Below are 20,838 nucleotides of genomic sequence, written 5' to 3'. Positions count from 1 at the left end.
CATGGGCAGGCCGGCGGCACAACACGACGCCGACCGGGGGGACCTCAGCCTAACCAGGGCCCACCCGGTTCGCATCGGACGACAGTGCCGCAACGTGACCGGGCCGGTTCGCCCCGTGTCCGCCGGCCAACGGCACACACGCCGTCGGCGGCGGCGGTGTGCCGATCGTCACCGGGACGATCGGTGGCCCGGTGGAGGGCGCGGCGGGTCGTCGGGCGCCCGCCTGTCACGTCCCGCCCGGGGCGGTGCGACCGGGGGCCGGGGAGAGCCGCCGGTCGCACCGCCGGGATCAGGAGATGTCCCGCCGGCGCATCGCCCAGAGCGCCGCGCCGAGGATCACCGTCAACCCGACCGCCAGCAACACCGAGGAGTGCTGCCAGGTGATGTCCAGGGTCTCCGGCTTGCACTCGCCGAAGTAGGTGGCCTGGCAGGCGTTCCAGTCCTCCAGCGTCACCTTCTTCTGCATCCACGCCGCCGCGTAGGTGGGCAGCAGCCACGCCTCGGCGAACTGCACCCCGGCCATCTGCAACAGGATGCCGAGGCCGAACTGCCCGACGACCATCAGGCCGATCGCCCCGCCCAGCGCCATCGCGGTGTGCCGTCCCAGCGAAGCGAGCGCGAAGCCGATCGTCGCGGTGATCAGGGCGAGCACCACCCCGCGCAGCCCGGTGAGGGCGAAGGACTGCCAGACACCGGAGGTCATCTTCTCCGTGCTGCCGCGGAAGGTGGCGACCAGCCAGAAGCTGCCGAACCAGACCGCCGTCGTCGGCACCGCCAGGGCGAGCAGCCCGGTGAGCAGCGCCGCCAGCTTGGTCAGCAGTACGGTCAGCCGCTTCGGCCGCCACAGCAGCAGGTTCATCATGCCGCCGGTGTTCCACTCCGCCCCGACGAAGGAGGCGCCGACCACGAACCCGACCAGCGCCAGGATCGCCGCGAGCGGCAGCAGCGTGAAGCCGAAGTTCTCCCGGAAGTCGAAGGTGGAGGGCAGGAACCACCGCGACTCGACCGCCTCCCGGGGCGGCGGCTGGATCAGCGCGCAGTCATCCGGGAAGCCGCTGGCCTGGCTGTTTCCGGCGGCCTTCGCCCGCTCGCACTCGGCGCGGTACTCCTCGTTGCGGACCACGTCCTGCTGCCACTGCTGCTCGGCGGCGCGCTCGGCCTTCGCCAGCGCGGCGGCGTCGATTTTCTCGTTGGTGAGGAAGACCCCGACCACCACGGCCGCGAGCACCAGCAGGCCCAGCAGGCTCATCCAGCGGGTGAAGCGCCGCTTGGCCAGCCGGCGCAGCTCCGTACGGTAGAGGCTCACGCGCCCCACCCTCCTCCGGCGGCACCGGGTTGCCCCGCCCCGCCTACCTTCGTGGACTGGTCGACCTGCCGGTGCTGGCCGGGTACCGGCGCGGTGGCGGTCAGTTCGAGGAAGACGCTCTCCAGGTCGACGGCGACCGGGGCGAGCTCGCTGACGTAGAGGCCCTGCTCGGCGAGGAGCCGGGTCACGGTGGCCGGCTTGTCGACGCCGGCGAGCATCAGGTGGTCGGGCTGGCCGTCCACCCGGATCCCGGCGCGGGTCAGCGCCTCGGCGGCGATCGGCAGGTCGGTGACCGCCTCCAGCCGCACCCGGACGGCGCCGGACGAGTGCCGGGCGAGCACCTCCTCGACCGGGCCGAAGGCCACCCGTCGGCCCAGCGAGATGATGGTGACCGAGTCGCAGATCAGCTGGATCTCGCCGAGGATGTGGCTGGACAGCACCACGGTCATCCCCGACTCGGCGAGGGTGCGCATCAGCGTGCGCATCTCCCGGATGCCGCCCGGGTCCAGCCCGTTGGCCGGCTCGTCGAGGATCAGCAGCTTCGGGTTCTTCAGCAGGGCCGAGGCGACGGCGAGCCGCTGCTTCATGCCCAGCGAGTACGTCTTGACCCGCTCGCCGGCGCGGTCGCGCAGCCCGACCAGCTCCAGCACCTCGTCGATCCGTCGCGGCGGCACGTCACCCGCGCCGGCCAGCAGGGACAGCGTGTCCCGCGCGGAGAAGTGCGGGAAGAACTGCGGGCTCTCCACGATCGCGCCGACCTGGCCCGCGACGGCGGGCAGCGCCTCGGGCACCTCGTGGCCGAGGATGGCCATCCGGCCGCCGTCGGGCCGGATCAGACCGAGCAGCGTACGCAGCGTGGTGGTCTTGCCCGACCCGTTGGGGCCGAGGAAGCCGTGCACCTGCCCCACCTCGACCCGCATGTCGAAGCCGTCGAGCGCGTTGCGGGTGCCGCGCCGACGACTCTTGTACGTCTTGCGGAGACCTTCGATCTCCAGGACAGCTGGCAAGCTGCACCTCCCCCGATGGGCGTATGACACGCGACACCATACGCGGTATGCAGCGGAGTGCAATACCCGGTATGCATCGCCACGCCGATCGGGTGAAAGGAAGGGCCCCTTCCTATGCACCAGACGTTAGGAAGGTGCCCTTCCTTTCACGTCAGGCGCAGATGACGGTGACGCCGGCGGCGCGGAACGCCGCGACCACGTCCGGGTTGGCGCCGGAGTCGGTGACCAGCGTCTCCACCCGGTCCACCGGGCAGATCCGGGCGAAGGCGTGACCGCCCAGCTTGGACGAGTCCGCGATGATCACCACCCGCTTGGCCCGGGCCACCATCAGGTTGTTCATCGCCGCCTCACCCTCGTGGTGGGCGGCGGCGCCGAGCTGGGGGTCGATCGCGTCGACGCCGAGCAGGGCGACGTCGAGGGTGACCTCGCGCAGCAGCGCCCCGCCCAGCGGGCCGACCAGCTCGAACGACTTGGGGCGGACCACGCCGCCGGCCACCACGACCTTCATCCGGGAGCGGACGAGCAGCTCGTTCGCGATGTTCAATGCGTTGGTGACCACGGTGAGCTGGGCACCCTCGGCGCTGGTGTTCAGGTCGGGCCGCACGGCGAGGGCCCGCGCGACCTCCGTGCTGGTGGTGCCGCCGTTGAGGCCCACCACGGTGCCCGGGGAGACCAGCGCCGCCGCGGCCGCGCCGATCCGCTGCTTCTCGGCCGAGTGCTTGGCGGTCTTGTAGCGCAGCGGCAGGTCGTACGAGACGCCGTTGGCGACCGCGCCACCCCGGGTCCGGGTGATCATCTGCTGCTGGGCGAGCTGGTCGAAGTCACGCCGGATGGTGGCCTGGGAGACGTCCAGCCGCTCGGCGGCCTCCTCGACGCTGACCCGGCCGCTGTCGGTCAGCATTTCGAGCAGGGCGTTCCATCTGGCGTACCGGTCCACCCCAGGGCCTCCACTTACTGCGCGGTCGGTGATTGATTGCGTGCACAGTAGTGCGCGAAACTACGAGGGCGCAAAACCATGTCCTGCTCGATGACGGGGCTGGTTGCCACGGCCAGCCGAGTTCGCGCAGAATAACGCGCGAAAGACGGCTTTAACGAGCCGTATTGCGCACCGCTCCCCTGCGTAGGAGTTCTCATGTCGTACGTCGACGCGGAGATCGCGAGCCAGCCCGACTGCTGGCGGGAGGCGGCGCGGGTCGCCGCCACCGCGGCCGACCACCTCCCCCGCCAGGGCGAGCGGGTCGCCGTCGTGGGCTGCGGCACGTCGTGGTTCATGGCGATGGCGTACGCGGCCCGCCGCGAGCAGGCCGGCCAGGGCGAGACCGACGCCTTCCAGGCCTCCGAGTTCCCCGCCGGGCGGCGCTACGACCGGCTCGTCGCGATCACCCGTTCCGGCACCACCACCGAGGTCACCGAGCTGCTCGCCGCGCTGCGCGGGCGGGTGCCGACGACCGTCCTGGTCGGCGACCCCGCCTCCCCCGCCGCCTCGCTGGCCGACGCGGCGGTGCCGATGCCGTTCGCCGACGAGCGCTCGGTGGTGCAGACCCGCTTCGCGACCACCGCGCTGGCCCTGCTCCGCGCCCACCTCGGCGACAACATCACCGCGCTCTCCGCCGACGCGGAGGTGGCGGTGCGCGCCCCGCTGCCGATCGAGCCGGCCCGGATCGAGCAGGCCACCTTCCTCGGTCGGGGTTGGACGGTCGGGCTGGCCCAGGAGGCGGCGCTGAAGTGCCGCGAGGCGGCCACCTTCTGGGCCGAGGCGTACCCGGCCATGGACTACCGGCACGGCCCGATCTCGATCGCCGCTCCCGGCCGGTTGGTCTGGGCGTTCGGCGAGCTGCCCGACGGGCTGCCCGAGGACGTGGCGGCGACCGGCGCGGCGTTCGTGCACAGCCGCACCCACGGCTGCCGCACGGTGCTCGGTAGCTGGGCCGCCGGTCGTACGCCGGTCGACCCGATGGCCGACCTGATCCTGGCGCAACGCTTCGCCGTCGCGCTCGCCACCAGCCGGGGCCTCGACCCCGACGCGCCCCGGCACCTGAGCCGGTCCGTGGTTCTGGCATGAGCGCAGGCGACGTCGTCGTCGCGCTGGACGTCGGCGGCACCGGGATGAAGTGCGCCCTGGTCCGGCCGGACGGCGCCGTGCTGCACGCCGAGCGGCACCCCACCGACGCCGGGCGCGGCCCGGACGCCGTGGTCGACACCGTCCTGGCGGTCGCCGAGGGGCTGGCCGGCAAGGCCCGCGCCGACGGGCTCACCCCGGTCGCGCTCGGCGTCGCCGTGCCCGGCGTGATCGACGAGGCGCGCGGGGTCGCGGTCTGGTCCGCGAACGTGGGCTTCCGGGACGTACCGCTGCGGGACCTGGCACGGGCGCGGCTCGGGCTGCCGACGGCGCTCGGCCACGACGTGCGCGCCGGCGGCCTGGCCGAGGCGCGGCTCGGCGCCGGCCGCGACTCCGCGCACGTCCTCTTCGTCGCGATCGGCACCGGGATCGCCGCGGCGCACGTGGTCGACGGCACGGCCGTCACCGGCGCGCACGGCGCCGCCGGGGAGATCGGCCACATCCAGGTACGCGCCGGCGGGCCGGCCTGCGGCTGCGGCCGTCCCGGCTGCCTGGAGGCGGTGGCGTCGGCGGCCGCGATCGGCCGGCGCTACACGGCCCTGGCCGGTGTCCCGGCGACCGCCGCCGACGTGGCCGACCGGGCCGCGGCCGGCGAGCCGCTGGCGGCGGACGTCTGGCGGGAGGCCGTCGAGGCGCTCGCCGACGGCCTCGCCACCGGCCAGGCCCTCTTCGACGTGGAGACCGTCGTGCTCGGCGGCGGCCTGGCGCAGGCCGGCGCGCTGCTGCTCGAACCGCTGCGGGCCGCGCTGCACGAGCGGATGACGTTCCACCGGGAGCCGCGCCTGGTCGCGGCGGCCCTCGGCGACGAGGCCGGCTGCCTCGGCGCCGCCCTGCTCGCCCTCGACAGTCTGGAGAAGTGATGGCCACGCGGGTGAACGGCAAGGTGGTGACCCCGACCGGCGTGATCCGGCAGGGCTGCGTGGAGCTGGACGGGGGCCGGATCACGGCGGTGGCCGAGTACCCGTCCGTGCGCGACGGGCACTGGATCGTGCCCGGTTTCGTCGACATGCACACGCACGGCGGCGGCGGGCACACCTTCACGACCGGCGACGCCGAGCAGGCCCGGCAGGCCGCCGACTTCCACCTGCGGCACGGCACGACGACCCTGCTGGCCAGCCTGGTCAGCTCGCCGTTCGAGCTGATGCGCGCGGCCACCGCGGCCTTCGCGCCGCTGGTCGGCGAGGGGGTGCTGGCCGGCATCCACTTCGAGGGGCCGTACCTCTCCTCGGCCCGCTGCGGCGCGCAGAACCCCGAGTTCCTCCGCGACCCGTCCACGGACGAGCTGGCAGAGCTGATCGAGCTGGGCGACGGCGCCGTCCGGATGGTCACCCTCGCCCCCGAGCGGGACGGCGCGTTGGAGGCGGTCAAGCTGCTCGTCGCGCACCGGGTGGTCGCCGCGGTCGGCCACACCGACGCCACGTACGACGAGACCCGCGCCGCCGTCGCGGCGGGCGCGAGCGTCGGCACCCACCTGTTCAACGGGATGCGGCCGGTGCACCACCGCGAGCCCGGCCCGGTGGTGGCCCTGCTCGACGCCCCGAACGTGGTCTGCGAGCTGGTCGCCGACGGCGTCCACCTGCACGACGGGATGCTGACCTTCGCCACCTCGACGGCGGGCCCGGAGCGGGCCGCCCTGATCACCGACGCCATGGCCGCCGCCGGCATGCCCGACGGCGACTACGAGCTGGGCGGCCAGGCCGTCACGGTGGCGGGCGGGGTGGCCCGGCTGGCCCGCGACGGCGCGATCGCCGGCAGCACCCTGACCATGGACGAGGCGCTGCGGCACGCGGTGGCGGCCGGCATCCCGATCGCGGACGCCGTGCGGATGGCGGCCACCACGCCGGCCCGCGCGATCGGCCTCGGCGACCGGCTGGGCGCGCTCCAGGTCGGGCTCCGGGCCGACCTGGTGGTGCTCGACGACGACCTGAACGTGGTCCGGGTGATGCGCGGCGGCTCCTGGGTGGAGTGACCGCTCGGCGCCGGGACGGCTCGGTGCCCGGACGGCCACGCCGGCGGGCCGCGCCGGCGGGTCAGCCGGCGGTGGGGACCTCGACGCCGAGCACGGCCTGCTCGTCGGGGCGGTGCACGAGCACGTCGGAGAGGTACGAGTGCACGGCCGGAGCCATGCCGACGTCCCGGCCGGCCTGCTCCGAGAGCAGCCACTTGTGCTCGATGATCTGGGCGAAGAGTTCCTGCGGCTCCAGCTTGCGGCGCAGGTGCGCCGGGACCGCCCGGACCACCGGCTCGAAGACCTCGGTCAGCCAGCGGTGCGCGGCCTGCTGCTCGTCGGTGAGGTCGCTCTCGGCCCGGTAGGCGTCCAGGTCGTTGAGCAGCCGCCGGGCCTGGTTCTCCTCGGCGTCCAGCCCGGTCAGGCGGAGCAGCCGCCGGGTGTGGTACCCGGCGTCGACCACCTTCGGCCGGACCAGGTAGCGCCCGTTGTCGATGGTCGACATGGCCACCTCGGCGACGTCGAAGCCCAGCTCGTTGAGGCGGCGGATCCGCCCCTCGATGTCGTGCCGGGCCTCCCGCTCGACCTGCTGCTCGTAGGTGATCTCGTGCCACAGCCGCTCGTAGCGCTGCACGACCTCCTCGCAGACCACCTCGGGGTCGATCGACTCGTGCAGCAGCCCGGCGGCCTGGAGGTCGAGCGCCTCGCCGAAGATGTTGACCCGGGCGATCTCCAGGTCCTCGCCGCGCTGACCGTTGGAGAGCGAGCGGTGCAGCGCCCCGGTCTCCGCGTCCACCAGGTAGGCGGCGAACGCGCCGGCGTCCCGGCGGAACAGCGTGTTCGACAGCGAGCAGTCGCCCCAGAAGAAGCCCGTGAGGTGCATCCGCACGATCAGGGCCGCCAGCGCGTCGAGCAGCCGACCCATCGTCTCCGGGCGCAGCGTGTGCGAGAAGAGCGCCCGGTAGGGCAGCGAGAACTGCAGGTGCCGGGTGATCAGCACCGGGTCGAGCGGCTCGCCGTCGTCGGTCTGCCGGTCGGCGACGATCGCCACCGCCTCCACGGAGGGGAAGTCGATCCGCTCCAGGGCGCGCAGCAGGTCGTACTCGCGCTCCGCGACCCGCTCGCCGGTTTCCTTGACGGCGTAGACGTAGCCGCCGAGCCGGACGAACCGGACGATGTGCCGCGAGATGCCCTGGGGCAGCGCCACCAGGTGCTGCGCAGGCCACTGCTCCAGCGGGGTCGACCAGGGAAGGTCGAGCAGCGCCGGGTCGACGAGGGCCGAGGTGATCCGCACGGCCCCAAGTCTGACGGTCGTCCGGGCCGAGCGCCTCCCTTCGTGGCTCGGCACACAGCCGCCCCGGGCCGCGCCGGCCGGCCGCCGCGCCGGGCCGGTAGCGTGGTCCGGGTGCGGGAGACCACGACGGTACGGCCCAGAGCACGGCTGAGGCCGGTCCGGCCGGCCGGCTGGTGGTTCGACGCGCTCCTGCTCGCCGCCCTGTTCGGGCTGACCGTGGCGCTCACCGCCGAACGGTTCTTCGGGATCGACCGCGCCATCGCCGACTGGTCGGAGGCGCACCGGCCCACCGTCGCCCGCGTGACGGCGGTGTTCCTCAACTACCTCGGTCAGGGCACCCCGCTGACGTTGATCGCACTCGGTCTCGGGGTGCTGCTCGCGGTCCGGCTGAGATCGTTGCGACCGGTGCTGCCGCCGGTGCTCGCCTTCGTCCTCAGCTACCTCACGATCGGGCCGCTCAAGGTGTGGACCGCCCGGCCCGCCCCCAGCGCGAGCGTCAAGGAGCCGTTCCTTCCGCCCGAGCAGACCCTCCCGCTGTTCCAGGACGAACTGCCGCTGCGGTTCGCCCAGTCCTACCCCTCCGGCCACGTCGCGAACGCGATCCTCTGGTACGGCGTCATCGCGCTGCTGCTCGCCCCGCTGCTGCGCACCTACGGCCGGACGGTGCCGCCCCGGCTGGTCACCGTGGTCCGGGTGGTGCCGCCGGTCGTGGTGCTGTGCACCACCACCTACCTGGGCTGGCACTGGCTGACCGACTCGGTGGCCGGGCTGCTGCTCGGGCTCGTCCTCGACCGGGTGCTGCACCGGGTGCCCTGGGACGACCTGCCGTTGCCCGGGGCGCCGCGCGACTGGGACCGGCCGTTCATCTCGACCCCCTAGGGTGCCCGCTGTGGATCAACTGGCGCGCCGGCTGGGCGTACCCGACGCGGTGGTCATCGGGCTGGGGTCGATGCTCGGCGCGGGCGTCTTCGTGGTCTTCGCGCCCGCCGCCGCGGCGGCCGGCGGGGCGGGCCTGCTGGCGGCGCTGGTGCTGGCCGGCTTCGTCGCCTTCTGCAACGCGACCAGTTCGGCCCGGCTCGCGGCCCGCCACCCCGAGTCCGGCGGCACCTACGTGTACGGCCGGGAACGGCTCGGCCCGTTCGCGGGTTTCCTGGCCGGCTGGGGCTTCGTGGTCGGCAAGACGGCAAGCTGCGCGGCGATGGCGCTGACCATCGGGGCGTACCTCTGGCCGGGGCAGGCCCGGCTCGTCGCCGTCGGCGCGGTGCTGGCGGTGACCGTCGTGAACCTGCGCGGCATCGGCAAGACCGCGACCGCGACGAAGGTGCTGGTCGGCGTGGTGCTGGCGGTGTTGGCCCTGGTCGCGGTGGCCGGGGCGGTCGGCGGCGACGTCTCGCTGGCCCGGCTCGGTGACCTCGACACTTCCGGGCGGGGCGTGCTCACCGCCGCCGGGCTGCTCTTCTTCGCCTTCGCCGGGTACGCGCGGGTCGCCACCCTCGGCGAGGAGGTACGCGACCCGGAGCGGACCATCCCCCGGGCGGTGCCGCTGGCGCTGGGCGTGGTGCTGGCGATCTACCTGGTGCTGGCGGTGGTCGCCGTCGGCGTGCTCGGGGCCGATCGGCTGGCCGCGTCCGCCGCGCCCCTGGCCGACGTGGTGACGGCCGCCGGGCTGCCCGGCCTCGCCTGGCTGGTCCGGGCCGGGGCGACCGTGGCGGTGACCGGCGTGCTGCTCTCCCTGCTCGCCGGGGTCGGGCGCACCGTGCTGGCGATGGCCCGCCGCCGCGACCTGCCCGGGGCCCTCGCCGCCGTCCACCCGGTGCACCGGGTGCCGCACCGCGCCGAACTGGCCGTCGCCGCCGTGGTGGTGCTGGTCGTGGCGCTCGGCGACGTCCGGGACGCCATCGGCTTCTCCAGTTGCACCGTGCTGGTCTACTACGCGATCACCAACGCGGCCGCGCTGACCCTGGGCCGCGACCCGGGGCGGCGGCTCCCGATGCGGGCGCTCGCCGTGCTGGGGCTGGCCGGCTGCCTGCTGCTCGCCGTCAACCTGCCGCTGTCCAGCGTCCTCGCCGGCTTCGCCGTGCTCGCCGTCGGCGCCGCCTGGTACGCCCTGCGCCCCCGCCGGGCCTGACCCGCCGGGCCCGGAAGGCCGAACCGTCGGACGGACCGGAACCCGGACCGACGGGACGGGCCGTCACTCCTCCGGCTGCTGGGGCGCCGGCGCGGCGGGATCCTCCGGCGGGGGCGGCGCCGCCTCGCGGAGCAGGGCGTTCAGGCCGGCCCGGCGGGCCACCACCGTCAGCCGGTCCCCCGCGACGATCACCAGGCGCGGGTCGGGCGCCCAGTCGAGGCGCTGACCGGCCCGGGCGTGCGCGAGCAGGCGTACGCTCTCGGCCCGCCCCACCACGGCGAGCGGCCGCCCGTCCAGCGACGATCCGGCGGCGACGGAGACCTCGGTGACCAGCAGCGCGTGCCGGCCGACGGGGATGGTGGCGATCACCGCGCGGTCCAGCAGCGCGGCGGCGAACGACGGCGCGGCCAGGTACGACACGCTGCGCGAGACGCCGATGCCGAACGCCTGCTGGACGCGCTCGGCGAAGTGGCCGTCGAAGAGGCGCAGCACCACCTGGAGTTCGGGGTTGACCGCCCGGCCGTTCAGCGCCGCCTGGAGGTTCGTCTCGTCGTCGGTGGAGACCACCACCAGCGCCTGGCAGGTGCCCACGGACGCCGCCTGGAGGGTCTCCTCCAGCGCGGCGTCGCCCACGATCAGCGGCACGCCGAGCCGGCGGGCGAGCGCCGCACCGCGCGGCACGGGCAGCTTGTCGATCGCCACCACCTCGACGCCGAAGTCGCAGAGCTGGGCCATCACCCGGGTGCCGACGTTGCCCAGCCCGACCACGACCACGTGCCCGGACCGCTCCGGCTGGATCCGGCCGGAGTGCAACGCCAGCCGGGCGTTGACGATCCCGTCCACCACCACGGCGGTGATCAGCGGGATCAGCGCCAGCCCGGCGAGGTTGAGCACCACCTGCATGACCTGCTGGGCGACCGGCTTGTTCGGATCCGGGTCCTGGCCGCTCAGCGCCGTCACGAGCGTGAGGTAGAGCGAGTCGCCCCAGTTGGCGTTCGTGGCGCTGCCGTTGAGCCAGCCGAGCACCCCGATCACCGCCAGCAGCGTGATCACCGCGATGCCGATCTTGCGGGTGGCGAAGCTGCGTACCGCGCGGAGCAGCACCGCCACCGGGCGGCGCCGCCGCCGGGCCCGCACCAGCCGGCGCGCGGCCAGCTCGGTGCCGGGCGGCGCCCCGGTCGCCTCGGCGAGCACCACGTCCGCGGCGGACTCCTCGGCGGGCAGCACCCGGACCTGCTGCGGGTCGTGGGTGTCGGCCACCCCGCAGACCACGTCGCCCGGGCGTACGTCGTCGCGGCGGGCCACGTAGAGGGTGCGCCCGCCATGCCGGAAATGGGTCGGGGCGACCTCGCCGAGCGCGGCGGCCACGAAGGCGGGGGCGGCCATCGACGCGTCGGAGAGCACCGCGGAGTCGGGGAAGATCTGCCGCACCCCGTTGGCGAGCCCGGTGTTGAACATCCGCACCACCAGCCGCAGCCGGGGCTCGACCTCCTGGGCACAGAGCGCGGCGTGCATGTTGCCGACGTCGTCCTGGTGCAGCAGGGCCAGCCCGTCGGCGCCGGCCAGCCCGGCCCGCTGGAAGGTGACCTCGTCCAGCCGGTCGGCCCGGACCACCTCGACGCCCTGGAGGTCCCGCCCGTCCGGCTCGTCGGAGCGCGGTCGTTCCGGCACCACCAGGGTGATCCGGACGCGGCCCGTCGCCTGCAACTCGGTGGCGAGCAGCGCGCGCACCACCCAGTAGGCGAGGGCGTCCCGCCCGCAGACCACGTAGTGCGCCCGCGCGTCCCCGTTGACCCGGAGCCGACGCCCCGCCCGCCGCGCACGATCCAGCAGGGGCTCCGCCATGCGCCGCATCGTAGTCAGCCGGTCGCGCCCCGCGCAGCCCCGCGATCATGAATGCTGGTCGTCGGGCAGGTCCCGCCGCGAGGGGCAGATTCCGCAGCCCCTCGGCGGGTAGACCAGCGGCATGCAGACGTTCCTGCCGTACCCGGACTTCCTGGCCAGCGCCCGGACGCTGGACCAGAGGCGGCTGGGCAAGCAGCGGGTGGAGACCATCCAGGTGCTGCGCGGGCTGACCCGCCCCACGTACGGCTGGCGCAACCACCCGGCGGTGAAGATGTGGGCCGGGTACGAGGAGGCCCTCACCCGGTACGGGCTGGACGTGTGCGCGGTCTGGTGCGAGCCCGGCCGGGCTGACACCTGCGCGACCACGATGACCACCGACCTCGCCGCCGCCTGCGGGCTGACCCGCGTCCGCACCCAGGCGGAGCTGGCCGAGGCCGGCGAGCTGCCGCCCTGGCTGGGCCGCGACGACCTGCACCTGAGCCACCGCTCGTCGCTGCTGCGCAAGGACCCCGGGCACTACGGCCCGATCTTCGGCGACGACGTCCCGCCCGACCTGGAGTACGTCTGGCCGGCCTCCGACCGCGAACGCCGCTGCCAATGAAAGGAAGGGCACCTTGTTAACGCCTGCGGTAGAGGAAGGGGCCCTTCCTAACGTCCGAACGGGGCAGACTGGAAGGTCCCCCGGGGCGGGAAGGTGCACATGGCGCTGTCGCAGGTGGTCGGTCGGCTCCTCGGCGTACGCCAGCACGAGGTGGACCCGGGCGGCGGTGGCGCCCCCCGCGTGCCGCGCCCGGTCGAGGTGGTGGTGGTCGGCGGCGGGATCGCCGGCATGTCGGCGGCGGTGGTGCTGGCCGAGCGCGGCGTGGCGGTGACCGTGCTGGAGGCCGCGCCGACCCTCGGCGGCCGGCTCGGGGCCTGGCGGGAGACGCTGGTCGACGGCACGCGCCAGACGAACGAGCACGGCTTCCACGCGTTCTTCCGGCAGTACTACAACTGGCGGTCGATCCTGCGCCGCGCCGACCCGGGGCTCGGCTTCCTCCGGCCGGTCCCCGGCTACCCGATCCTGAGCGCCCGCTGGCCGACCGAGGAGTTCGGCCGGTTGCCGCCCGCTCCTCCGGCGAACCTGCTGGCCGTGCTGCTGCGCAGCCCGAGCCTGCGCCTCGGCGACCTGCGCGGCATGGACCGGGACGCGGCGCTGCCGCTGCTCACCTACGACCCGGTGCGCACCTACGCCGAGTTCGACGACACCACCGCCGACGAGCTGCTCACCTCGCTGCGGCTGCCGGACCGGGCCCGCGCGATGCTCTTCGAGGTCTTCTCCCACTCGTTCTTCAACCACGAGGCGGAGATGTCGGCGGCGGAGATGATCGCGCAGTTCCACTTCTACCTGCTGGGCAACCCCGAGGGGCTGGCCTTCGACTGCCCCGACGAGGACTACGCGACGGCGATCTGGGGGCCGCTGGCCCGGCACGTGGAGAGGCACGGCGGCCGGGTGCGCACCGGGACCTGCGCCACCGCGCTGACCCGCGACGGCGCCGGGTGGCGGGTGGCCACCGCCGACGGCACGTCGTACGCCGCCCGGCACGTGGTGCTCGCCGTCGACCCGCCCGCCCTGGCCGCGCTGGTCGCCGCCTCGCCCGGCCTGGTCGACCACGCGCCCGCGCTGGTGGAGCGGATGCCCGCGTTCGGCCGGCCCGGTCCGCCGTACGCGGTGGCGCGCTACTGGTGCGACGGGGACGTGGCCGCCGGGCGGGCGGTGTTCAGCGGGGTGTCCCGGCAGCCGACCCTGGACTCGGTGACCCTCTACCATCGGCTGGAGGACGAGCCCCGCCGCTGGGCCGCCCGCACCGGCGGCTCGGTGCTGGAGCTGCACGCGTACGCCTGCGAGCCGGGCGTGCCCGCGACGGAGCTGGCCGAGCGGATGCGGGCCGAGCTGACCGTGCTGTGGCCGGAGGCGGCCGGGCTGCGGGTCCGGGAGGTACGCGCCCGGGTGGCGGCGCAGGCGCCGGCGTTCACCCCGGGCAGCCACGCGTGGCGGCCGGGGGTGCGCACCGACGCCGACGGGCTCTACCTGGCCGGCGACGGCATCCGGACCGACTTCCCGAGCGCGCTGATGGAACGCGCGGCGGCGACGGGGATCGTCGCGGCCAACCACGTCCTGCGGGCCGAGGGCGGCGCGGCCGAGCCGGTCCGCTCGATCCGGCCCCGGGGCCTGCTCGCCCGGCGACGGTGACGACCACGGCGACGGGCACCGGGTGGCGGGTTGCGGGTGGGGGTTGCGGGTTGCGGGTGGGGGTTGCGGGCGGCGGGCGGCGGGCGGCGGGCGGCGGGCGGCGGGCGGCGGGCGGCGAGGGTAACGAAAACGGGCAAACAGGTCGCTGGGCTCGCCTAGGCTGATCGCCTGGGGTGAGGCGGGAGGTCAGCGGGATGTCGCCGCGCGGGGACGACGGCCCGCTCGTCGCCGACGTACCGCGGGACGACGCGTACCCGCTGATCCGGGACGAGCGGGCCTGCATCGTGACCGCCCTGCGGCTCGGGTGGTGGATGGCGGACGCGTACCACCACGCCCAGACCGCCGAGCTGCTCGACGCCGGAGACGGCCGGCCGGCGGGCGCGCCGGCGAAGCTGTCCAACCTGACCGAGATGTCGGGGCGGCGGCGCATGCAGATGTACCTGGACGGGGTGGAGGTGGCGCTCGGCCAGATCGCCGAGCTGACCCGGCGCGACGCCCCCGCGCCGTCCACGGCCGGGGCGAGGGAGCGGGTGACGGGCGGAGCCGGGGAGGACCTGCTGCTCGCCCTCGACGACCTGAACGTGGACGTGCTGCGCTGGACGATGGCCACCAACCACCGGGTCGGGCTGGCGTACCGGCTGGGACGCTCGCTGGCCGACACGGTGCGGCACGGCGACGCCGACCAGGTGGCGGGGCGCTTCGGCGGCCGGCAGATCCAGCTCAGCCGCTGGCTGGACGAGTTGGCCACCGTGCTGCCGCCGTACTCGGCCGCGGTGGTCCGCCGGTCACTGTCGGCGTGGGCGTCGGCGGTCACCCGGGCCGGCGTCGGCGACCCGACCGAGGCGGGGCTGCCGGACCTGGCCCGCGAGCTGCGCAACCAGGGCGACCTGTGGCGGGGCGTGCTCACCGGCGGCCTGCACCCGAGGGACCTGCTGGACGAGGAGGACTACGCGGTCGTCGCCCGGAACCTGATCATCCGGGACCGCCGGCTGGTGGTGCAGGCCGCCCGGGGGATCTTCTGGCCGGTGCTCGTACCGCTGCTCGCGGTGCTGTTCGCCGTGGTGGGGGTGAGCGCGCTCGCGGCGGCCGGCTCGCCGGCGACCCGGGCCGCCGTGGCCCTGCTCGGGCTGGGCGCGGGAATGGCCGCGATCTGGCGCACGGTCTCCGGGCCGGCGCTCGCGGTCGCCGGGGAGGTCAACCGGCCGCTGCTGGAGAGCGAGCTGACGGTACGGATGGCGCTGCGGATCGACCGGCCGCTGGCCGCCGCGCGGGCCGCCGGCCGGGCCCGCCGGCAGCGGCGCCCCGACGAGACGGTCGCTCGATCGAAATCCGTTGCCCGTCTCTCGCCCGCCGACCTACCGTGATCCCGCAAGGTCAACCACCGCCGCGGGAGCCGTCCATGTCGATGTCGCACGTCACCTGTGTGCCGTCGTGGCTGCCCGGCCCGGCGCGCCCGGCGTCGTCGGCGGGTGGCGGCGGTTGCCGAGCCGAAGGCCCCGAGGGTGGCCGGCCCGGCTGACGCGTGCCCGCACGCCGTCGAGCCGCCCGTCCGCACCCCGGACCGGGCGGCTCTTTCGCTGTCCGGCCCGTCCAGATCGTCACCGCCACGAAGGGAGACACCGGTGGACGCCGTCCTCGTCGTCAACGCCGACCTCGGCCCGCTGCACCGGGTCACCGTCCAGCACGCGATCCGGATGCTCTGCCGCCGGGTCGCCGAGATCCACGAGGCCGAACCGGACCGGGTGATCGGGGTCTTCCCGGTCCCCCGGGTGGTCCGCCTCGTTCGCTACGTGGTGACCCGCTGGCGGTTCAGCGCCGGGCCGGCGTGGTCGCGGGCCGGGGTGCTGCGCCGGGACGGGCGGTGCTGCGCGTACTGCGGCAGGCCGGCCGGCACCATCGACCACATCCTGCCCCGCTCGCGCGGCGGCCGGAACACGTGGCGGAACACGACCGCCGCCTGCTACGACTGCAACCAGCGCAAGGGCGACCGGACGCCGGCCGAGGCGGGCATGCCGCTGCGGCGCGAGCCGGCGACCCCGAGCTGGGCGGCGCTGGCCGGGCGGTGACGGACCGGCCGGCGGGAACGGGGGGCCGCGTCGGGGGTACGACCCCCGGCGCGGCGCCCGCCGGCCCCTCCCCGGGGCGCGGCCCCGCCGCCCCGGCTACCGGGACTCCCTGGTCCGGGGCTCCTTGGCCCGGGACTCCCTGGTCCGGGACTTCTTGGTCCGGGACTCCTTGACGCGGGGCACCGGGCGGCCGTCGGCGCAGCGCACGGTAATCACACTGCGGCGGTCGGCGGCGACCAACTCGACCCGCACCTCCCGCGCCGGGCCCGGCGCGTACTCCTCGACGTGGTGGCCGGCGGCGGGCGCCACGTCGACCACCTCGGCCAGTTTCCCGTCGCAGCGGACCGTCACCACCCCGCCGCGCGAGTTCACGTCCACCCCGGACGGCCGGCCAGGCGTGGGAGACGGCTCGGCGCTACCGGTCGGCGCCGGGGCGGTCGGGCTGGCTCCGGTGGGGGCGACCGGCCCGGGGCTGGACCGGCCCGCGGTGGCCGACCCGGCCGGCGGGCCCGCGCCGGGGGCGGCCGGCCGCTTCGGCGCGTCGGCGGTGACCGGCAGGGCGACGCTGGTGGAGCCCCCCGTGCCGATGCCTGTGCGGGGCTCGTGGGGCAGGCCGGGCCGCCGGACGGCGGGGTCGTCGAGCGTCGCGGCCACCGCCACCACGCCGACCACCGCCGCGCCCACCGCCACCAGCACCCACGAACCCCGCCTCGACCGCCAGCCCCGGTGCCCCGGGCGGGCGTCGCCCCCGACGGCCGGCGCGGTCCCGACCGGCGCCGGCTCGGCACGGTCACGCCCGCCGCCGGGCCCCGCCGGCACGCCCCGGTGTCCCGCCGGCACCTCGCGGCGACCCGCCGGCAGGTCCGCGCGGCCCGCCGGCACGTCCGCATGGCCCGTCGGCACGTCGCGGCGGCCCGCCGGCACGTCCGCATGGCCCGTCGGCACCTCGCGGCGGCCCGCCGGCACGTCCGCGTGCCCCGTCTCCGAATGCGGCATCCGGGCGAGCGCCCCGGCGAGGACGCGCGCCGCCTCGGCGGCCGACGGCCGGTCGCCCGGGTCCTTGGCCAGGCACCGCCGGTACAGCCGGCCGACCTCGGGGGGCACGCCGTCGACCTCCGGCAGCGGGCCCGGCTCGGCGTACGCGTGGGCGCGCAGCATCTCGGTCTGCGTCTCGCTGTGCCACGGCAGCCGGCCGGCGAGCGCCTGGTGCACGAGCAGGCCGAGCGCGTAGACGTCGGAGGCGGGCAGTACCTCGCCGGCGGCGAGCCGCTCGGGGGCCAGGTAGGCCGGGGTGCCGAGCAGCCGTCCCTCGAAGTCGATCTCGGGCGTGCCGGCGACGGCGGCGATCCCGAAGTCGACCACCTTCGCTCCCGTCGGGGTCAGCACGACGTTCTCGGGCTTGACGTCGCGGTGCACCAGCCCCTCGGCGTGGGCGGCGCCGAGACCGGCGGCGACCTCCGCGCAGACCCGCAGGGCGTCCCGGGGCGGCAGCGGCCCGGTGGCGAGCCGCTGCGCGAGCGTACGGCCGGAGAGCAGTTCCATGACCACGAAGGGCGCGTACCGGTCGAAGAGGAGGGACTCCCCGTAGTCGTGGACGGCGGTGACGTTCGGGTGCGAGAGCCTGGCCGCCGCCTTCGCCTCGGCCTGGATCCGCCGTCGGGCCGACGGGTCCGCCGCCACGAGCACCTTCACCGCGACGTCGCGCTCCAGCACCTCGTCGTGCGCCCGGTAGACCTCGGACATGCCGCCCCTGCCGAGACGCCCGCCCAGCCGGTAGCGGCCTGCGAGCAACTGATCACGCTGCACAGCGGACAGCCTGCCCCACCGCACCGCCCGGCACCACCCATGCGCGGACCGTGTCCGGCACGCGGCCCGGTCGGGCCGGTCGGCGGCGGTCAGTGCCGGGCCGGCGGTGTCCAGCCGAAGCGGGGCGGGCGACGCTCGTGGACGGCCGCGACGCCCTCGCGGGCCTCGCCGCTGGCCCGCACCTGCCCGTGCCACCAGGCGACCCGGTCCTCGTCCGCCCGACCGTCGATGATCTCCTTGGCGGCCGCCACGGTGAGCTGCGACCGGGCGACCACGGCGGCGGTGACCTCGTCCACCCGGGCGGCGAGCCGGTCGACCGGCAGCACCTCGTCGACCAGCCCGATCCGCAGCGCGCGGTCGGCGTCGATCAGCTCGGCGGTGAAGAGCAGGTGCTTGGCCGCGGCCGGCCCGACCAGCCGGGCCAGCCGGCGGGTGGTTGGCGCCGGATACACCAGGCCCAGCCGCGCCGGCGGCACGCCGAACCGCGCGTCGGTGGCGGCGATCCGCAGGTCGCAGGCGACCGCGAGCTGGCAGCCGCCGCCCACGCAGGCGCCCTGGACGGCGGCGACGGTCGGCTTGGCGAAGGCGGCCAGCCGTTGCTCGGCGGCCACCACCGTGTCGAGGTCGCCGTCGTCGAGCAGGTCGTCCAGTTCGGCCAGGTCCGCGCCCGCGCAGAAGGTGCCCTCGGCGCCGGTGAGCACCAGGACCCGGACGGCCGGGTCGGCCTCCAGCTCGTCGAGCAGCCCCGGCAGCCGCCGCCACATCCCGGCCGTCATCGCGTTGCGCCGCGCCGGGTTGTGGATCACCACCGTCGCCACCGCCCCGGTCACCTCGACGAGGAGTTCCGCGTCCGCCACCGTCACCACCCCTTCGCCTGTGCCGCCGGCTCGCCGCGACGCCGGCCGCCCTGGTCGGCGGCCCCGGTGCGGCGACCATAACGGCGGGAGCCCGGCGACCATCCGCGCGGGGTGGCAGGTCAGTAGAGCAGGCGGGTCCCCACGTCGTCTCCGCACGTGCGATCGGTAGGCGTGCTGCCGCAGCGCGCCCACCGATCGTGCCGGGCCGTCGCCAGTCAGCCCCGGGGGAACATCTGGCCGATGCGGATCTTGTTGCCGAACGGGTCGCGGATGCCGAAGTCGATCCCGTACGGGCGTTCCATCGGCTCGTCGGTGATGTCGACTCCCTTGGCGACCAGATCCTCGTACGTCTTGTGGGCGTCGTCGGTGGTCATGAAGAGGAACCCGCCCAGCGCCCCCTTGGTGAGCAGCTCGCGGACCTGCTCGGCGGTGGCCGGGTCGAGGGCCGGCGGGCCGGGCTTCTCCAGCAGGATCTCGCGCTCCGGGTCGCCGGGCAGGTTCACCGTCAGCCAGCGCATGAAGCCGAGGTCCTGGTCGGTGTTGACCTCCATGCCGAGCTTGCCGACGTAGAAGTCGAGGGCCTCGTCCTGGTCGAGGACGTAGATCTGGGAGCGGGAAATCGCGTTCATCGTCATGCCGAAGACGCTACGGGGCGACCCTGACCTGCTGCTTATCCAAAACTGCTGGGCCGGGTCCAGGCCTTGGTGAAGCAGCTCGGCACGACCGCGGCGACCGGGGCCCTGCGCCTGCGGTACTCCGACGGCGGTTCCCCGACGATCTGGCGGAACGTGCGGCTGAACGTGCCCAGGCTGGAGAAGCCGACCGCGTAGCAGATGTCGGTGACGTCCCGGTCGGAGTGCAGGAGCAGGTACATCGCCCGCTCCACCCGCCGCCGCTGTAGGTAGCGGTGCGGGGTCTCGCCGAAGGTGGCCCGGAAGGTGCGGATGAAGTGCGCCTCGGAGACGTACGCGATGCGGGCCAGCGCCGGAATGTCCAGCGGCTGGTCGTACGCCCGGTCCATGGCGTCCCGGGCGCGCAGCATGGCCCGGTTCGACTCCTCCGCCGCCCTGCTCACCGGCCCAGCATAGGCGCTGGTCACCGGGTGACCCGACCCTGCCGGCCCGGCGGACGGCGCCCGCGGCGGGCACGGCATCGACGGACGTGGAGCAGATTCGGGGGGCGCCGGCGCGGCGGAACCACGGTACGGGGACAGCCCGCCGCCTGAGCGCCCGTACGACGGGACGGCGGGAGCGACGGTGTCGGCGTACGATCCGCTCTCCCATACCGGACGACGAGGGTGGCCATGACGACCAGGGACGGGCGCGACGAGCGCACCCGACGGACCACCCTCGCGGCGGCGACGGCCGTCATCGCACTGGCGCTCGTCGGCGGTCTCCTTCTCCGGCACCGGGCCACCGACGAGGCAGCACCCGGGCCCACGGCCGAGGCGGCAGCGTCGCCCGACGGGTCGTCCCGGGTGCCGTGGTCGGCGGCGGTGGTCGGCCGCGACGACACCACGGTCACCGTCCACGTCGGCCCCGGCGACGCACGGTGCAGGGACCTCGTGCAGCCGCGGGCGACGATCACCGCGCGGGACGACGCCCAGGTGGTCGTCGCGGTCGAGGCCCGAATCGTGCCCGCCGCCGACTGCACCACCAGCGGCGCCCGGGTCCCCCTCGTCGTGTCCCTGGCGGAGCCGCTCGGCGACCGGGTGCTCCGCGACGCGGCCGGCACGCTGCCGCCGCCGACCTACTTCGAGCGCCATGTGCCGGACCTGCCCGCCGACAAGCGGTGGAGCCCCTTCTCGACCGGATGCGACGAGGGCTGGTGCCAGGGCTACAACGGCCCGGGCGGTGCGACGCTGCTCGTGACCGCGCGCCGCACCGCCGACGTGGCACGCCCTGCGCCTGTGGCGACCGTCCGCGTCGGCCCGCACCGGGGTGTCGTCACCGGCGCCCCGGAACGCTCGTGGACGGTGTGGTGGGAGGCCGGGGACGCGACCTACAGCCTGCGGCTGGCCCCCGCCGAGGGTGCCTCCTTCACCCTCGCCCAGTTCGAGCGGGAACTCGCCAGGCTGAGGTGGAGCTGACGACCCTCGCCGCAGGGCGCCCGGCGACGCGGGGTGGGCGACCGGTCGGAGTCGCACCCTCCCCGGCGGGCACAGCTCACGCCCGCGCCGGGCGCGGGACGGCCGACGGAATTGGAGCCCCCGGCCGGGATCGAACCGGC

General features: G+C 75.3%; 19 protein-coding genes. 10 read left to right on the top strand and 9 right to left on the bottom strand.

What is annotated here, in order from left to right; translation table 11 throughout:
• Positions 1 to 289: 289 nt before the first annotated feature.
• The 3 genes from ACGFZ2_RS24330 to ACGFZ2_RS24320 form a co-directional block, all read right to left on the bottom strand.
• A complete protein-coding gene (locus ACGFZ2_RS24330; RefSeq protein ID WP_393457179.1) occupies positions 290 to 1,306 on the bottom strand; it encodes an ABC transporter permease subunit in 1,017 nt (338 codons plus the stop codon).
• The gene (locus tag ACGFZ2_RS24325) at positions 1,303 to 2,313 is read right to left on the bottom strand and encodes an ABC transporter ATP-binding protein (RefSeq protein ID WP_393457176.1); all 1,011 of its coding nucleotides are present in this window, start codon (positions 2,311 to 2,313) and stop codon (positions 1,303 to 1,305) included. The genes ACGFZ2_RS24330 and ACGFZ2_RS24325 overlap by 4 nt, the downstream gene beginning before the upstream one ends.
• Before the next feature lie 151 nt (positions 2,314 to 2,464).
• On the bottom strand, positions 2,465 to 3,250 hold the full coding sequence (locus ACGFZ2_RS24320) for a DeoR/GlpR family DNA-binding transcription regulator (RefSeq protein ID WP_357696204.1): 786 nt from the start codon (positions 3,248 to 3,250) through the stop codon (positions 2,465 to 2,467).
• A gap of 195 nt (positions 3,251 to 3,445) precedes the next feature.
• On the opposite strand from ACGFZ2_RS24320, the gene ACGFZ2_RS24315 reads away from it, so the two are divergent.
• The 3 genes from ACGFZ2_RS24315 to nagA are packed head-to-tail and all read left to right on the top strand — an operon-like array spanning position 3,446 to position 6,401.
• Entirely contained in the window at positions 3,446 to 4,375 is a 930-nt protein-coding gene (locus tag ACGFZ2_RS24315; protein ID WP_393264587.1) for an SIS domain-containing protein, read from the top strand.
• Positions 4,372 to 5,292: an ROK family protein gene (locus tag ACGFZ2_RS24310; RefSeq protein ID WP_393264585.1), complete on the top strand. Its 921-nt coding sequence runs from the start codon at positions 4,372 to 4,374 to the stop codon at positions 5,290 to 5,292. The genes ACGFZ2_RS24315 and ACGFZ2_RS24310 overlap by 4 nt, the downstream gene beginning before the upstream one ends.
• Positions 5,292 to 6,401: an N-acetylglucosamine-6-phosphate deacetylase gene (gene nagA, locus ACGFZ2_RS24305; protein WP_393457173.1), complete on the top strand. Its 1,110-nt coding sequence runs from the start codon at positions 5,292 to 5,294 to the stop codon at positions 6,399 to 6,401. The genes ACGFZ2_RS24310 and nagA overlap by 1 nt, the downstream gene beginning before the upstream one ends.
• A 61-nt stretch (positions 6,402 to 6,462) precedes the next feature.
• Here nagA and ACGFZ2_RS24300 read toward each other — a convergent pair whose 3' ends face one another.
• Entirely contained in the window at positions 6,463 to 7,674 is a 1,212-nt protein-coding gene (locus tag ACGFZ2_RS24300) for a DUF4032 domain-containing protein (RefSeq protein WP_393264579.1), read from the bottom strand.
• A gap of 42 nt (positions 7,675 to 7,716) precedes the next feature.
• Between ACGFZ2_RS24300 and ACGFZ2_RS24295 the strand changes: the two genes are divergently transcribed.
• The gene (locus ACGFZ2_RS24295) at positions 7,717 to 8,553 is read left to right on the top strand and encodes a phosphatase PAP2 family protein (protein ID WP_393457170.1); all 837 of its coding nucleotides are present in this window, start codon (positions 7,717 to 7,719) and stop codon (positions 8,551 to 8,553) included.
• Between the two features lie 10 nt (positions 8,554 to 8,563).
• Positions 8,564 to 9,802: an APC family permease gene (locus ACGFZ2_RS24290; protein ID WP_393457167.1), complete on the top strand. Its 1,239-nt coding sequence runs from the start codon at positions 8,564 to 8,566 to the stop codon at positions 9,800 to 9,802.
• Between the two features lie 63 nt (positions 9,803 to 9,865).
• On the opposite strand, the gene ACGFZ2_RS24285 is transcribed toward ACGFZ2_RS24290, so the two are convergent.
• A complete protein-coding gene (locus ACGFZ2_RS24285; protein WP_393457164.1) occupies positions 9,866 to 11,647 on the bottom strand; it encodes a potassium channel family protein in 1,782 nt (593 codons plus the stop codon).
• A gap of 121 nt (positions 11,648 to 11,768) precedes the next feature.
• Between ACGFZ2_RS24285 and ACGFZ2_RS24280 the strand changes: the two genes are divergently transcribed.
• The 4 genes from ACGFZ2_RS24280 to ACGFZ2_RS24265 all read left to right on the top strand — a co-directional run bounded on the left by ACGFZ2_RS24280 (position 11,769) and on the right by ACGFZ2_RS24265 (position 15,946).
• Positions 11,769 to 12,248 carry an MSMEG_6728 family protein gene (locus ACGFZ2_RS24280; RefSeq protein WP_393457161.1) on the top strand — a complete coding sequence of 160 codons (480 nt, stop codon included), beginning with the start codon at positions 11,769 to 11,771 and terminating at the stop codon, positions 12,246 to 12,248.
• 99 nt (positions 12,249 to 12,347) lie between these two features.
• Entirely contained in the window at positions 12,348 to 13,880 is a 1,533-nt protein-coding gene (locus tag ACGFZ2_RS24275; RefSeq protein ID WP_393457158.1) for an FAD-dependent oxidoreductase, read from the top strand.
• 194 nt (positions 13,881 to 14,074) lie between these two features.
• A complete protein-coding gene (locus tag ACGFZ2_RS24270) occupies positions 14,075 to 15,244 on the top strand; it encodes a hypothetical protein (RefSeq protein WP_393264563.1) in 1,170 nt (389 codons plus the stop codon).
• A gap of 258 nt (positions 15,245 to 15,502) precedes the next feature.
• Entirely contained in the window at positions 15,503 to 15,946 is a 444-nt protein-coding gene (locus tag ACGFZ2_RS24265; protein WP_393457155.1) for an HNH endonuclease, read from the top strand.
• Between the two features lie 96 nt (positions 15,947 to 16,042).
• Here the strand turns inward: ACGFZ2_RS24265 and ACGFZ2_RS24260 are convergent, their stop codons facing one another.
• The 4 genes from ACGFZ2_RS24260 to ACGFZ2_RS24245 all read right to left on the bottom strand — a co-directional run bounded on the left by ACGFZ2_RS24260 (position 16,043) and on the right by ACGFZ2_RS24245 (position 19,684).
• Positions 16,043 to 17,752: a serine/threonine-protein kinase gene (locus ACGFZ2_RS24260; protein WP_393457152.1), complete on the bottom strand. Its 1,710-nt coding sequence runs from the start codon at positions 17,750 to 17,752 to the stop codon at positions 16,043 to 16,045.
• An 89-nt stretch (positions 17,753 to 17,841) separates the two neighbouring features.
• On the bottom strand, positions 17,842 to 18,615 hold the full coding sequence (locus ACGFZ2_RS24255; RefSeq protein WP_393264556.1) for an enoyl-CoA hydratase/isomerase family protein: 774 nt from the start codon (positions 18,613 to 18,615) through the stop codon (positions 17,842 to 17,844).
• 209 nt (positions 18,616 to 18,824) lie between these two features.
• Entirely contained in the window at positions 18,825 to 19,244 is a 420-nt protein-coding gene (locus tag ACGFZ2_RS24250; RefSeq protein ID WP_357696176.1) for a VOC family protein, read from the bottom strand.
• Positions 19,245 to 19,279: 35 nt separating this feature from the next.
• On the bottom strand, positions 19,280 to 19,684 hold the full coding sequence (locus tag ACGFZ2_RS24245; protein WP_350706794.1) for an AraC family transcriptional regulator: 405 nt from the start codon (positions 19,682 to 19,684) through the stop codon (positions 19,280 to 19,282).
• A gap of 228 nt (positions 19,685 to 19,912) precedes the next feature.
• Here ACGFZ2_RS24245 and ACGFZ2_RS24240 point away from each other — a divergent pair, with 228 nt between their 5' ends.
• Positions 19,913 to 20,698 (top strand): hypothetical protein, encoded by a 786-nt coding sequence (locus ACGFZ2_RS24240; RefSeq protein WP_393457149.1) that lies wholly within the window; start codon positions 19,913 to 19,915, stop codon positions 20,696 to 20,698.
• Positions 20,699 to 20,838: the final 140 nt, after the last annotated feature.

This window comes from Micromonospora sp. NPDC048063 (assembly GCF_043202855.1).
Taxonomy (GTDB): domain Bacteria; phylum Actinomycetota; class Actinomycetes; order Mycobacteriales; family Micromonosporaceae; genus Micromonospora.
The sequence above is the reverse complement of the archived record's forward strand: the minus strand, read 5'-3'. Positions and strand labels throughout refer to the sequence as shown.